Origin of the sequence: Synechococcus sp. CS-205, assembly GCF_025128255.1 — a bacterium.
Classification (GTDB): domain Bacteria; phylum Cyanobacteriota; class Cyanobacteriia; order PCC-6307; family Cyanobiaceae; genus Regnicoccus_A.
The window spans coordinates 1-11,980 of record NZ_JAHLZB010000047.1; the positions used below are offsets into that span (position 1 = coordinate 1).

Sequence of the window (11,980 nt, forward strand, 5' to 3'; positions counted from 1 at the left end):
ACGCTCTCCCGGTTTGGCGGGCTCATGCGCTGGCGGACTTGGTCCCGCACAGCGGTGTCATAGGTCGGTTTCATGGTCGTCGGTTTGGCCCCCTGGTGGATGGGTCAGACCGAGCGGACAACTTTCCTGACGCAGGGGGGGTTGGCCCAGGGGTTTTCGGTAACGCCCAGCTTGTAGCGGCGTATCCCGTCGCCAACGGCCGTGAGCGGCACCGATTCCCGCCGGCACAAATCTGTGATGGCAACCATGTCGAGCAACATCAGACCATCGCACTGCTCGACCAGCGTGGTTTCAGCTTCTGCGATGGCGGCGGCATCGGCACCTGCCGCCCCGGGCAGCCCAGCCACCAGCGTTCCTACCAACTGCCGGCGACTGGTGCGGTTGGGCGGAGGCACGGCGATGGACCGCATTCGGGGGTTGTTGACGACAAGCCAGGGGGGTAGGTCCCCTTCCTTATCCGCGATCCAGACCAATGGGTTGAACAGGGGCGCCTGGCCTGGCCCCATGGGCTGCGGCCTCACCTCGTGGGCCATCACAAGGGCAGTGGTGAACCAGTGGTGCTCGTCTGCAGTCGGCAAGTCGACCCTGATCAAATAACGGGAAGAGAAATCAGCCAGCAAGGCGATCCGCTCTCCGCTGTGGTTCAAGATCGCAGGAAGTAGCTCAAAGAGCCGGGCAGGGGTGGCCACAGCGCGGCCGGTGTTCGACCAGCTGAGGCCGAGGAAACCCATTGACTGGATCTCAGCAGCCAGGTCCACACCGTCGGCAAGTGGGATTAAAAAACCGCTCACCGGATCAAAGGCGAGCACATGGCTCACACCAGCTGTTCTGAGCAGTTCGGAGAGGTAGCCGAGCAGCGTTAAGGGGCGGGAGCGGCCGTTACCACTCCCCTTCCAGGGGTAACGATCCCGGATGTTGCCGGTGAGAAGGAACTGACTCTTGAGCGGTAGGAACCGCAAGAGGTCTCGGCTCCAGCGAGGGAGCTCCAGCGTTTCGATCGTGGATGGGTCATCGCTCATTCAGGGCACCACCGCAAGCGCAGCACCTGATCTTCCGTCTGAAGACCAAAGGGCACGGATCAGGCGCTTGGGTGCCTTAACCACCAGGCTTTTCAGCAAGGCGTTGGCCAGGGTGTCAAATATGAGGTCTTCAAGCCGGGTCATCGGGCCATTGGCGCCTGCCAGGCACTGTCGAGACCCTCCATCGGCGAGAGGGTTCCATTCATACGAAGAACCAGGCAGGCACTGGAACGCGCACGTTAAGGAGACCACTTGAATGCATTTTGACCGGGCAATGGGCGAGTTGGGGTATCCCGAGGAGGATTCACCACAACACCAGCCGGAAGCGGCAGGATCTGCGTACCCCTTGGCCCCAGAGCCGGTGCGGTCCCATGCCCTTCCGCTTCCGCCGCAGCGCCCGCCTTGGCCCACTGCGCTTCAACTTCGGCAAGAGCGGCCTCAGCTCGATCTCGGTTGGTGGCCGCAGGGCGTCGTTCAACATCCCGGTGGCCAGGTCCGGTGGCCCCCGCACCACTGTGGGGTTGCCTGGCACCGGGCTGAGCTGGAGCGTCGAGCACAGCGGGGACCCCATTACCCGGCCAGCGGCGATCCCAGCTGGCCCCGCCGCAGGTCTGCCCAACAGCCGTCGCCTCAAGCCCGGTCAGCTCGATGCGCTCAAGCAGGGATGCCTGACCATGCTGCGTGAGCAGCTTCTGCAGCCAGGCAGCAGCACCCAGCAGCTCTGGGAGCTCGGTTTGGTGAGCCGGCTGCTGGCGGATCCTGCAATCGGTGGCCGCACCACAGGTCTGCTGGCCGTGATCGAAAGCCCAGAAGCGATGGAGGCTTACCTGCTGCGCGCCCAGGGCCAGGACGATCTCAAGCGCCGGGCCCACCGCTGCATCGAGGCGGCCCAGGAAGCCGCGCGGCTGGTGAACGCCCGGGGCTGGCTGAAGGTGTAGGCATCCGAGGGGCTCAGCCGCCGAGCAGCTCACGCATGAACGAATCGCTCAAGGCTGCCGCCGTGGCCCAGTTCTCCCCTTCGCTGAGGCCGGAGCTGCGGGTGGGCTTGAAGCTGTGGTCACCGCTGGGGATCCAGCGCAGCTGCACCTGCGGAGAAAGGTTGTAGGTCTCCACCTCCCCCCGACGCCCGAAGCTGTCCCGCTCCCCCTGCAGGATCAGGGTTGGCGTCCGCAAGGCGGCCAGGTGCTCGGTGCGCAGCTGCAGCGGCTTGGCGGGCGGGTGGAATGGATAGCCCAGGCAGAGACAGCCGCACACCCCGTCGCTGGCCGCCAGCTCATCGACTTGCCACTGATGAACACCGGTCGGCCCCGTTGCTCCGTCTTCTCCAGCCGCACCTGCTGTCGGAACGCCTCCTGCAGAACAGGCATCCGATGGGGACCCTGGCGGCGCTCCAGGATTCGCTGCCGGGCCATGTAAGGAAACTCGAAGCGCACCACCCGCCAGCCGTGCTGCGCCAGTCCGCTGGCGATGGCCCCCATGAACGAGCTGTCCATGGGGGCGCCAGCTCCATGGACCAGCAGCACGGTGGCCGGCGCGGAGTCGGGGCCGTCGATCAAGCGCGGCGCGGAGGTTGGGGCATCAGCCGTCATGGCCCGATGCTGGTCGAGCCACCGGCCGTCGATCTGCTCCGGTGCGACTCCGGCCGCTCTCGTTACCCGGCCGCCCACACCGCCGGGGCGATCCCGTGGGGCACCAATCGCCCGTAGGCCTCGCTGGCCAGGATCTCCCGCACGGCTTCGCCGAGCAGCTCGTTGGAGCGGCTGCCGGGCAACCGGTGGCTGAGGGTCTGGTGGATCCGCAGCAGATACCAGGCGGTGCCATCGAGGCCGGCGTTGAAGCGCTCCCAGCTGCGGTGGTAGCGCCTGGCATCAAGCACCATGTCGCGAGCGTTGTGGGCCTTGTCGGCGGCCGTCACCAGCAGCGAATCGAGCGGCTTGTGCTCAAGAGAGGCCACATAGCGGCTCTTGCGCAGCAGCCAGGGCTCCTTCTCGGTCCCCGGCACCACCGGCTCTGAGGTGTCTAGTGCACTCGGCCATGATCCGCCCCACCCGCTCCCCGTAGCGCCCAGCAATCGAGGCCTCGTCCTGGCCTCCGTCATCGATCACATCGTGCAGAAGGCCTGCGATCGCCTGCTCCTCATTGCCGCCGTCCTCCCACACCAAGCCGCTCACGGCGATTTGGCCATAATCAAGCAGGCCCCAACGCCTTTAGAGGACCGGGTGGGAGCATGAGTCGCATTGGGGGCGATGTGTCGTCACCTGCCCACGAATTCTGCTTCAGCTCTTAGCAGCTCAGGAACTGCTTCTGCCCAAAGTGACGAGCAGATCATATGCATTAAACAGACACCTTGCATCAAAAACCTGGTGCCGCAGCGGACGTTCATTGCCCAGGTGAGTCTGTATTCCTAGCCGCAGGGCGTGGCCATTGCCGAGACCACTTATGTCACTGACGAGAGCAGCGAGACGGCTGCGCTCCAACGCCTCCACAGCGGCATCGAGCTCAGCGACGTGCTGTTGCAGGCGGATGCTCTGCACGGAAATCGCCCGTTTTCTGTTCCTTTCGGAGAAGGGCGCCGAATTCTTGATTGCCATCAAAGGCAGTCGACGAAAGGCTTTTCAGCTGATCCGCCATCGATTGACCTACGGCAACCGGGTCCCATTTCAGGCCAGCGCTTCGGAACGCGGCCACGGCCGCGAGAGCACCTGGACCCTCCGGGCGATGGAGGCACCGGAGTGGATCAAGGAGATCTGGCCTGGCAGCGCCCTGATCATTGCGATGCGGTCCGTCGGCAAGCGTGAGGGAAGGCCGATCGAGCAGACCCGCTACTACGTCACGAGTCTGCGCACCACCGCAACAGCTTTGCTTCAGCATGTGCGGGGCCGGTGGTCGATCGAGAACTCCTGGCACTGGGTCACAGGCACCCAGCTACGTGAGGACGCCCACCGCTACCGGGAACGCAACGCAGGGTGCAGGTGTTGGCAGGGCTACGCACCATGGCGCTCAACCTGCTAAACCTCGACCAGTTCCACTCCATCGCAGACGCGTTGGGTGCCGCCAGCCATAACGTGAAGCTCCTGTTCCGGCTGATGCGCTGGCTTGGACAGGGAGGTCCACAGTCGGCCTCAGCTTGAGACTTTTAATAAGCCCTGGGGTCACAGGACCTCCCCAGTTACACCACTCCTGGGGACGCTGCTCCGCCTTGAGCAGAGACTGTTGAACTTCACCGGAAGATCGGGGAGTGCCTGGACGTGGCGGTTCATCAGTCAAGGCGGGAGGCCCCGGTGGACGGTCAGACCGAGGGGACATCTTCGCTGGTAGCGGGGGGACTCGGCTTGACAGTGACGGTAAAAAAGGATGCTCATTCGAGGTTTACCAGGCCTTGTCTTTGCAGGAAGAGCCGAATCGGTCTATCTTAGACCAGCTAAAAGGCGCGAAAGAAGGTATCGCAGCAGTATTATTTATAATAGCTGCTATTGTAGGCGCCATGAACTTATTTGCCACAAAGTGCCAGCTGGACGCCAACTTGGAGTCGGTCACACTAGGTGGCACGATGGCCGGCCTGCAAGCCAAGAGAGAGAGGGTGGCTACTAAGAAGCTAGTCTATGATGCTATACTTAATCATGTTCCAGAGCCAGCACTCAAAGATGAAGTGAGAGCCCGAAGCAAGGAGCTTGAAAAAGAAGACTCAGAGCTAAGCAAGCAGAATAACCCCGAAGATGACTTAAAAAAATTGGCCGAAGTGTACAAGAAATGCAAATTAATGATTTAACAGTCATGAATCATTCTCCCAAGCTTGCTCTGATGTTCCTAGTTATTTTAGCCACCGTTGCAGTGCCGACTGGAATCTATTTTGCCCAGATACCAAGGTCAGTACTAGAATTTCAACAACAGATTAACAATAATGCAATCAGGCTAAATCTGGAACGCCAGGATTCTTATAGAAGACAAGGACAGCAAATACCAATAAACCTAAAAGATGAAGAAAAGCGTCTCAAGGGAGCGCAAAAAACTATTGAGTCGCAGCTTTAGCTGGCCGGATGCCATGAGTATAATAGCGCCAGTGGTGGCGTCCTCCGCAGTACGGCAAGTAGTATTAGTCGCCTTCTGTGGCTTCGACATAACCCGTTCCGGCGATATCAGTTGATCTTAGAGAGCGCTATGGCAAGAGGCTCGTGGATTAGGCGAGTGTGCATGCATCACCTCTCCAAAACTCGGCACGTTCCAGGAAGTGTCGCTTGGCAATGCCTAGAACAATGAAGCCCAGGCCATCATCCCCTGGTTGGCCGCCAACCTTGAGCGGCTGGGTCAGGCCCTGGGCATGACGCTTGAGCTGGAGGGCAAGGAGGTTCAGGTAGGCAGCTTTTATGCTGATCTGCTCGCACTCAATCCCTAGGACGACACCCTGGTGTTGATCGAGAACCAACTTGTGTAGACGGACCACAGCCATCTCGGCCAGATTCTCACCTACTTGGTGGGCCTGGATGCCCAGGAGGCTGTTGCGCGTGGATCAGCGCGCACCTTCTCCACAGACGGCCACGGATCTGCCCAAAAGCTAGTGACAGCAACGGTTTTGGACGAGATCATGGGCAATGAGCCAGCCCAAGATCTTCCGCCCCTGGCTGCCTGAGCAGGCCTGGCTGTTGCCGCCCTCGCCGATCGACTGGCTGCCCAAGGACCATCTGGTGTTCTTTCTGCTGGATCTGATTGACCAGCTGGATCTCGATCCCATTCTCCAGCTCTACCGCCAGAAAGACGCCCGCGGCGAGAAGGCCTACGACTCCAGGATGATGGTGGTCCTTCTCCTGTACGCCTACTGCGTCGGGATGCCGTCGTCACGAAAGATCGAGAGGGCCTGCTACGAGGATCTGCCCTTCCGGGTGCTGAGCGGGAACCAGCAGCCGGACCACACACAGATCAGTGAGTTCCGCCGCCGGCACCTGGAGCTGCTGGAGGATCTGTTTGTGCAGGTGCTCAGGCTCTGCCAGAAGTCCGGCTTGGTTCAGATGGGCCATGTGGCCCTGGACGGCACCAAGGTGGAAGCCAACGCCAGCATTCACAAGGCCATGAGCCACGAGCGCATGGAGAAGAGCGAGCAGCAGCTCAGGCAGGAGATGCGGGCACTGCTGAGGAAGGCCGAGATCATCGACGCTCAGGAGGACGGCCGCTACGGCAAGGGCAAGCGCGGCAGTGAACTGCCGGAGGAGTTGCAGCGTCGGGAAAGCCGGCTGGAGAAGATCCGCCAGGCCAAGGCTGAGCTGGAGGCAGAATCTGCTGCAGCCCAGGCCCGCCGGCGCCAGAAGCAGGCTGATGCTGCCGCTACGGAGGCCGAGCAAGGCGACGATGACAGCAAAGAAAAGCTCAGCAGCCGGGCGCACCAGAAGCAGCAACGCGCCGATACCGCACGAGCACTGGCACTGCAGAAGCTCCAGGAGACTGGAATCGATCCGGAAACGGTGGGTCTGGGGGAAGCTGATCCACAAGCCATGCCCACCCGGGGACTACCGAGCAACGCCCAGGGCAAGCCGAGCCCCAAAGCCCAGCGCAATTTCACTGATCCAGACAGCCACGTGATGAAGTGCGGCAATGGGTACATCCAGGGCTACAACGCCCAGGCCGCAGTGGACAGCAAGCACCAGGTGATCGTGGCGATCGGGGTGAGCAACCAGGCTCCAGATGTCGAGCACCTCGTCCCCATGCTGGAGCGCATCGAGGCCAGCACCGGCACCATGCCTGCGACGTTCATTGCGGATGCGGGCTACTGGAGCGAGGCCAACGCCAAGGCCTGCAGCGATCGGGGCATCGATGCCTACATCTCCACCGCGCGCCAGAAGCATGGCCAGCTGCCACCGCCATCACGGGGTCCGGTCCCCAAGGATCTCGACGCCAAAGGCAGAATGGCCCGCAAGCTCAGAAGCAAGAACGGCCGCAAGGTCTATGCCAGGCGCAAGGCGATAGTCGAGCCGGTGTTTGGTCAGACCAAGGAAAATCGCGGCCTGCGGCGCTTCCTGCTGAGGGGGCTTGAGAAGGTGAATGGAGAGTGGTCGCTGATGGGCACAGGCCACAACCTGCTCAAGTTGTTCCGATTCAGCTGGACGGTGACATGAAGGCCTCCTGGCCCCCGGGGGCGGCCAACAGATGAAGGCGCTGTACTCAGAGCGCCGACGCTGGAATCGCAGCAGGTCTGAGCCACGGCAGGGCTTTCACGGCAGAGGTGCACGGACTATTCGTGCAACAGCCTCCCAGTGCGTGGTGTGGATCGCCAGCGACTTCCGCGACCCGCATCCATCGGCCATTAACTGGCTCACCGACCACACAGTCGAGCCCTTCGCCTTCTTTGCCGTGCAGGTGAAGGCCGTGCGCATCGGCGACTCACCAATCGCGCCCCTTTTCGAGGTGGTGGGCAGGCCCAACGGCTGGGATCGTCAGATCCAGCAACAGGTGCGGAGTCGTGGTGAGCTCAGCGACCTTAGTCGCTGGCGTATGCGCTTCTGGGAGTGCTTGCTGGATCTTCATCCTGAACAGTCCATCTGGGGAGGTCGCGACGCCACCAGCAGCCATTGGCGGCCGGTGCCCGGCACCGATCTGGTGGTGGCGATCTACCTGGCTCAGAAGTCAGTCAGACTGTTCGTGCGAGGTCCCCGTCGAGGGTACCCATGTGATGTGCTCGACCAGCTGGCACCGCACCATCAGGCCCTTGAATCCACCCTGAGCACCGCCATGGGTATGGGTGGCCGCTACGGCCATTTTTTCTGGCAGGAGCGACCCGGGAACCTCCGCGACGAGAGCTGCTGGCCCGCAATGGCTAACTGGCTGCATGAACATCAATGTCAGTACGTGGAGGCGATCAGCCAGCAGCTAGGGGTTGCGGAGGTCGTGCTGATCGGCGTTCCTTCAGCCTGAGATGAGGGAATCTGCGTGGCTCTTTGGCGATGAGCTCGCCCTCCAGCCCTCGCCCCTCTCCAGCCCGCACCGGTAGGCGGCGGATCACAGGGTGAGGACAGGATGAGGCGGAAGGGTGGCGGCGGTTCTGGTCTGGGTCCACTGCAACGTCGCTTTGGTGGGCAGCATCCCGGTTGGACAGATCAGGTGTAGCGAACCTTGACTCCAGGTTGTATTGGACAGACTCCGTGCGTCCGCGGGGCGATGCAGCACCACCTGCGCGATCACGAGCAGCCTCTGCGCTGCTCCCGCCAGCTGCGCGAGCTGCACCGTCGTGGCCAGGCCCTGGAGCAGCAGCGTCAGCATCGCCAGCTGCCTGCGCTGGGGGAGGAGGAGCTTGCGGCGGCCCTGGGCTGCTCGCCACAGCGCTGGCGTGAGGCGCTGGAGCTGCACCAGGCTCTGCGGCTGCGCAGCCTCGACGCTCCCACTGCCGATGGGGATGAGCGGGGCGGCACGCTGCTGGATCGGCTCCCGGCCCGAGAGCGGCCGGATCCCTGCCGTGCCGACCACGAGGGGGACTCCCTCTGCTGTGAAGCCGAGACGCTGCGCTGGATGAGTCACCGTCTGGGTCGTCTCGATCCCTCCCTGCGTCAGCTGTTGCTGGAGCGGGTGCTCCACGGATCCTCCTGGAGGCGCCTGGGGGAGGCTCAGGGCCTGCCGGCCCGGGCCACCCAACGGCGCTTCGAGGCCCTTGTGCGGCTGTTGCGCGAGGAAATCCTGGAGCTGGTGCAGGTCCGCCAGGCGCCGCCGGTCTGGCCGGCGCGTGCGGGAGCCGCCACGCCTGCACTCAGAGCCCCAGCAACGGGGCCAGCCCCAGTGCCAGCAGGGCGGCGATCAGGGTCTGCAGGCCGTTCACCAGTTCATTGCTGAGCCAGGCCAGGCGCCCCTGCAGGGTGGCGCCGATCAGACTCTCGATCAACGTGGCCACCAGCCCCACCGCCGTCACCAGCAGGGCCGCGGCGCTGCCCGGCAGCAGGCCGAGGGAGAGCAGCACCAGGGCCATCAGGGCGCTGCCGCCTAGGCTGGCTAGGGACCCCTCCAGGCTGATGGCTCCTTCACTGCCCGGGGGGACAGGCCGCAGGGTGGTGATCAGCACGGTGGTGCGCCCCCAGCGCTTGCCGATCTCGCTGCCGCAGGTGTCGGCCAGCTTGGCGGCGAAGCTGGCGGCAAACCCGATCAGCAACCAGGGAATCGGCGCTCCGGGCAGGGTGGTGAGTACGGCCAGAACGGCACCTGTGGCCGCCGACCCCCAGACGTTCTCGGGGCCGCGTCGGCCGCCACGGGCCTCCGCCAGCCCCTGCTCCTGCTTGCGCCGGATCCCGAGCCGGGTCACGGCCGAGCCCAGGGCCAGGTAAAGCACCACCGCCAGCCAGCCGCGCCAGCCGAGGCAGCCCCAGAGCAGCGTCCCGAGGATGCCGGCGTGCACCCAGCCCGCCTTGGTGAGCAGCGGCAGCCGCTGAGCGGCGGTGATCAGTCCGGCGTTGATGGCGAAAGCCAGCGGCCACGCAGCCGCAGGTGCCGGGGCGGGAGTCCAGGGGGGCAGCACAGCGGGGTTCCGTCGGCCACCAGTTTCCCCGCCCAGCGGGGCGTTGCTGGAACCGGTGGCGTCGGCGCAGCCCTCTGTTGCACTCCCCAACGGGCCTGTCGAGGCGGTGCCGCTGCGGCGGATAATCAGCTCTCACGTCCTGGCTGGCCGGCGTCATGATCTTCAAGCCCAAGGGGTTCTTCCTCAACCTCGACAAGGACGCTGCCGACAAGCCTGTGACGGTTGCTCCCGTGGCTCAGGTCGCTCCCAAGGCTGCGAAGGCTGAAGCGCCCAAGGCCGCGGCTGCCCCGGTGCCCCCTGACGCCGCCTCCGCCTCCGCCCCGATACTCACCACCGCCGAGGCGATCGCGGCCGAGCTGCGCCGGGATCAGGAGAACCGCCCTGCCCCCAGCGTCGTCACCTTCTCCCCGGAGCGCTTGATCCCCTCCGGGGCGCTGCCCCGTGCCCGCCGCCGCGCGGGCGCCAACCTGGCGATGTTCAAGGAGATGGCCAGTGGCATGCGCGGCCGCTGAAGCGGCAGGCCTCCACTCACGCGTCGCCCGCCGTCCGCCATTGCGCCAGCGAGGCCAACCCCGCCACGGCCGCCGTGGAGGTGCGCAGGATGTGAGGCCCCAGGCTCACCCTGCGCCAGCCAGCCTCCTGAGCGGCCCTGGCTTCTGCAGCGCTCCAGCCGCCCTCCGCTCCGATCGCCAGCACCACCCCGGGGGGCGGCTCGGCTGAGGGGCCGGAACGTGGCCGGGGCAGAACGGCGCTCAGCAGCGGCAGCTCTCCCTCCCGGGTGCAGGCCAGCAGTTGCAAGTCCTGCCGCGATCTGGCCAGGTAGGTGATCGCTTCGAGCGGTTCCAGCAGCTGCGGCAGCCACAGGCGTTCGCACTGCTCGCAGGCTTCACGCAGGATCGCCTGCCAGCGGGCCGCCTTCCAGCTGCCCCGGAGGGCGGCGTGCTCAGCCGCCAGGGGCTGGAGCCGGTCCACCCCCAGCTCGCAGGCCATGCGCACCACCACGTCAAAGTCGAGCCTGGGCACCGCCACCGCCAGTTCCAGCCAGGGGCTGGCTGCCGCCTGACGCTGCAGGGGGCGATCGAGCGGCTGCTCCAGGCGGGCCTGGGCGCCATCGAGCAGCTCAGCACTCCAGAGCTGACCCTGGCCATCGGCCACCGCGAAGCGCTGGCCGGGGCCGTAGCGCAGCACACGGCTGAGATAACGGCTCTCCTCGGTGGTCAGGACCAGGGTGGTGCCGGTCGCCAGCCGCTCGGGCGCAATCAGCAGCCGGCGCAGTTCCCGCACCGCCGCCCTCAGTTGGCGCCGAGGGGGAACAGGGCCTCGGGCACCTCCTCCACCGGCCAGTCGTCATTGACGCCACCGATCAGCAGCTCCTCGATCTCCACCACGTCGTTGTCGAGCTGGCGCAGGGCATTGATCAGCACATCAAGGGCCACCCCGTCGCTGGTGCCCAGGTCGACCCAGCAGCGGCACCAGGCATCGCGGTACTCCAGCTCGCCCATGCTGTGCATCAGGGCGGGGTGGGTCGCTTCGGCCGCCTCCACGTCGTAATGCATGGCGCTGAGGTCGATGCCTTCCTCGTGCACCTGCAGGCATTCGGCGTTGAAGCCGCCCAGCTTGCCCAGGAAGAACCAGCTGTCGAACACGGTGTCGATGTAGCCCCGCTCCCCCTGGCCGGGGGGCGCCGGGAAGCGCAACCAGATCCAGCAGTTGAACGGATCCACCTCGCGGAAGCGAATCTCCATCAGCGTTGCTCCGTCCTGCAGCAAGGGGACCTCAATCAAACACGGATGCGGTTGCTGCAAGCTGGTGGGGTCCGTGGCCCCCCATGCTGGAGCTCCGATCCCTCCGCTACCACCCGGCCACCAGCCCCGAGCCGGTGCTGCGCGATCTCAGCCTGACCCTGCCCGTGGGCGAGCCGGTGCTGGTGGCGGGCCGCAGCGGCTCCGGCAAGAGCACCCTGCTGGAGTTGATCAGCGGGTTGGCGGAACCCAGCGGCGGCACGATTCTCTGGCACGGCCAGCCGGTGAAGGCCCGTCAGCGCCGCTGGCTGAGTGGCCTGGTGTTCCAGTTCCCCGAACGCCATTTCCTCGGCCTGAGCGTGGGCCAGGAACTGAAGCTGGGGCAGCGCCGCCTGGACAGCGAGCGCCTGGAGTCGGTGCTGGGCCAGGTGGGCCTGCAGGGGGTGTCGCTGCAGCAGGCGCCGGAGCGGCTCAGCGGCGGCCAGCAGCGGCGCCTGGCCCTGGCGGTGCAGCTGCTGCGGGACCCGAAGGTGCTGCTGCTCGATGAGCCCACCGCAGGGCTGGACTGGTCGGTGCGCCACGAGGTGCTGCAGCTGATCAGCCAGCTCGGACGCCAGCGGGCCCTGCTGGTCGTCACCCATGAGCCTGAGGTGTTCCAGAGCGTGGTGGCGCACAGCTGGCGTCTGAGCGGCGGGGGCCTTCAGGCCCTGCCCGCGCTCCGTACGATGCCCTGA

General features: G+C 65.0%; 15 protein-coding genes and 1 pseudogene. 9 read left to right on the forward strand and 7 right to left on the reverse strand.

The window, feature by feature from the left end:
• Nucleotides 1-104: 104 nt before the first annotated feature.
• Nucleotides 105-809 (reverse strand): hypothetical protein, encoded by a 705-nt coding sequence (locus KQ297_RS11320; protein WP_259739510.1) that lies wholly within the window; start codon nucleotides 807-809, stop codon nucleotides 105-107.
• A 581-nt stretch (nucleotides 810-1,390) separates the two neighbouring features.
• Here KQ297_RS11320 and KQ297_RS11325 point away from each other — a divergent pair.
• A complete protein-coding gene (locus KQ297_RS11325; RefSeq protein WP_259739511.1) occupies nucleotides 1,391-1,957 on the forward strand; it encodes a DUF4236 domain-containing protein in 567 nt (188 codons plus the stop codon).
• A 13-nt stretch (nucleotides 1,958-1,970) separates the two neighbouring features.
• Here the strand turns inward: KQ297_RS11325 and KQ297_RS11335 are convergent.
• The 3 genes and pseudogenes from KQ297_RS11335 to KQ297_RS11345 all read right to left on the reverse strand — a co-directional run bounded on the left by KQ297_RS11335 (nucleotide 1,971) and on the right by KQ297_RS11345 (nucleotide 3,190).
• Nucleotides 1,971-2,608, reverse strand: a pseudogene (locus tag KQ297_RS11335) (alpha/beta family hydrolase).
• Nucleotides 2,609-2,670: 62 nt separating this feature from the next.
• Nucleotides 2,671-3,024, reverse strand: coding sequence for a hypothetical protein (locus tag KQ297_RS11340; RefSeq protein ID WP_259739514.1), 354 nt, complete (start codon nucleotides 3,022-3,024; stop codon nucleotides 2,671-2,673).
• Complete coding sequence (locus tag KQ297_RS11345) at nucleotides 2,960-3,190, reverse strand: HD domain-containing protein (protein ID WP_311134002.1); 231 nt, start codon at nucleotides 3,188-3,190, stop codon at nucleotides 2,960-2,962. Before KQ297_RS11345 ends, KQ297_RS11340 begins: the two co-directional genes overlap by 65 nt.
• A gap of 352 nt (nucleotides 3,191-3,542) precedes the next feature.
• On the opposite strand from KQ297_RS11345, the gene KQ297_RS11350 reads away from it, so the two are divergent.
• From KQ297_RS11350 to KQ297_RS11375, 6 genes are all read left to right on the forward strand, one after another.
• Nucleotides 3,543-4,031, forward strand: a complete 489-nt coding sequence (locus tag KQ297_RS11350; protein ID WP_259739515.1) for an ISAs1 family transposase — start codon at nucleotides 3,543-3,545, stop codon at nucleotides 4,029-4,031.
• Nucleotides 4,032-4,398: 367 nt separating this feature from the next.
• Nucleotides 4,399-4,788 carry a hypothetical protein gene (locus KQ297_RS11355; protein ID WP_259739516.1) on the forward strand — a complete coding sequence of 130 codons (390 nt, stop codon included), beginning with the start codon at nucleotides 4,399-4,401 and terminating at the stop codon, nucleotides 4,786-4,788.
• Nucleotides 4,789-4,793: 5 nt separating this feature from the next.
• Nucleotides 4,794-5,048 carry a hypothetical protein gene (locus KQ297_RS11360; RefSeq protein WP_259739517.1) on the forward strand — a complete coding sequence of 85 codons (255 nt, stop codon included), beginning with the start codon at nucleotides 4,794-4,796 and terminating at the stop codon, nucleotides 5,046-5,048.
• 560 nt (nucleotides 5,049-5,608) lie between these two features.
• Nucleotides 5,609-7,123, forward strand: a complete 1,515-nt coding sequence (locus KQ297_RS11365) for an IS1182 family transposase (RefSeq protein WP_259739518.1) — start codon at nucleotides 5,609-5,611, stop codon at nucleotides 7,121-7,123.
• Nucleotides 7,124-7,265: 142 nt separating this feature from the next.
• Nucleotides 7,266-7,919: a hypothetical protein gene (locus KQ297_RS11370; RefSeq protein ID WP_259739519.1), complete on the forward strand. Its 654-nt coding sequence runs from the start codon at nucleotides 7,266-7,268 to the stop codon at nucleotides 7,917-7,919.
• Nucleotides 7,920-8,162: 243 nt separating this feature from the next.
• A complete protein-coding gene (locus KQ297_RS11375; protein WP_259739520.1) occupies nucleotides 8,163-8,828 on the forward strand; it encodes a hypothetical protein in 666 nt (221 codons plus the stop codon).
• Here the strand turns inward: KQ297_RS11375 and KQ297_RS11380 are convergent.
• Nucleotides 8,746-9,501 (reverse strand): DUF92 domain-containing protein, encoded by a 756-nt coding sequence (locus KQ297_RS11380; protein ID WP_399251695.1) that lies wholly within the window; start codon nucleotides 9,499-9,501, stop codon nucleotides 8,746-8,748. The genes KQ297_RS11375 and KQ297_RS11380 overlap by 83 nt on opposite strands.
• Nucleotides 9,502-9,659: 158 nt before the next feature.
• Here KQ297_RS11380 and KQ297_RS11385 point away from each other — a divergent pair, with 158 nt between their 5' ends.
• On the forward strand, nucleotides 9,660-10,016 hold the full coding sequence (locus KQ297_RS11385; RefSeq protein ID WP_259739521.1) for a hypothetical protein: 357 nt from the start codon (nucleotides 9,660-9,662) through the stop codon (nucleotides 10,014-10,016).
• Nucleotides 10,017-10,032: 16 nt separating this feature from the next.
• Here KQ297_RS11385 and KQ297_RS11390 read toward each other — a convergent pair whose 3' ends face one another.
• On the reverse strand, nucleotides 10,033-10,788 hold the full coding sequence (locus tag KQ297_RS11390) for a 16S rRNA (uracil(1498)-N(3))-methyltransferase (protein WP_259739522.1): 756 nt from the start codon (nucleotides 10,786-10,788) through the stop codon (nucleotides 10,033-10,035).
• 8 nt (nucleotides 10,789-10,796) lie between these two features.
• Nucleotides 10,797-11,249 (reverse strand): DUF3531 family protein, encoded by a 453-nt coding sequence (locus tag KQ297_RS11395; RefSeq protein ID WP_259739523.1) that lies wholly within the window; start codon nucleotides 11,247-11,249, stop codon nucleotides 10,797-10,799.
• Nucleotides 11,250-11,332: 83 nt separating this feature from the next.
• On the opposite strand from KQ297_RS11395, the gene KQ297_RS11400 reads away from it, so the two are divergent.
• Nucleotides 11,333-11,980, forward strand: a complete 648-nt coding sequence (locus tag KQ297_RS11400) for an ABC transporter ATP-binding protein (RefSeq protein WP_259739524.1) — start codon at nucleotides 11,333-11,335, stop codon at nucleotides 11,978-11,980.

What these genes read in the sequence shown, in the direction of transcription:
- KQ297_RS11325 (WP_259739511.1), top strand. Translation starts at nt 1,391, where the DNA reads ATGCCCTTCCGCTTCCGCCGCAGCGCCCGCCTTGGCCCACTGCGCTTC.
- KQ297_RS11350 (WP_259739515.1), top strand. Translation starts at nt 3,543, where the DNA reads ATGCTCTGCACGGAAATCGCCCGTTTTCTGTTCCTTTCGGAGAAGGGC.
- KQ297_RS11360 (WP_259739517.1), top strand. Translation starts at nt 4,794, where the DNA reads ATGAATCATTCTCCCAAGCTTGCTCTGATGTTCCTAGTTATTTTAGCC.
- KQ297_RS11365 (WP_259739518.1), top strand. Translation starts at nt 5,609, where the DNA reads ATGAGCCAGCCCAAGATCTTCCGCCCCTGGCTGCCTGAGCAGGCCTGG.
- KQ297_RS11375 (WP_259739520.1), top strand. Translation starts at nt 8,163, where the DNA reads ATGCAGCACCACCTGCGCGATCACGAGCAGCCTCTGCGCTGCTCCCGC.
- KQ297_RS11385 (WP_259739521.1), top strand. Translation starts at nt 9,660, where the DNA reads ATGATCTTCAAGCCCAAGGGGTTCTTCCTCAACCTCGACAAGGACGCT.
- KQ297_RS11395 (WP_259739523.1), bottom strand. Translation starts at nt 11,249, where the DNA reads ATGGAGATTCGCTTCCGCGAGGTGGATCCGTTCAACTGCTGGATCTGG.
- KQ297_RS11400 (WP_259739524.1), top strand. Translation starts at nt 11,333, where the DNA reads ATGCTGGAGCTCCGATCCCTCCGCTACCACCCGGCCACCAGCCCCGAG.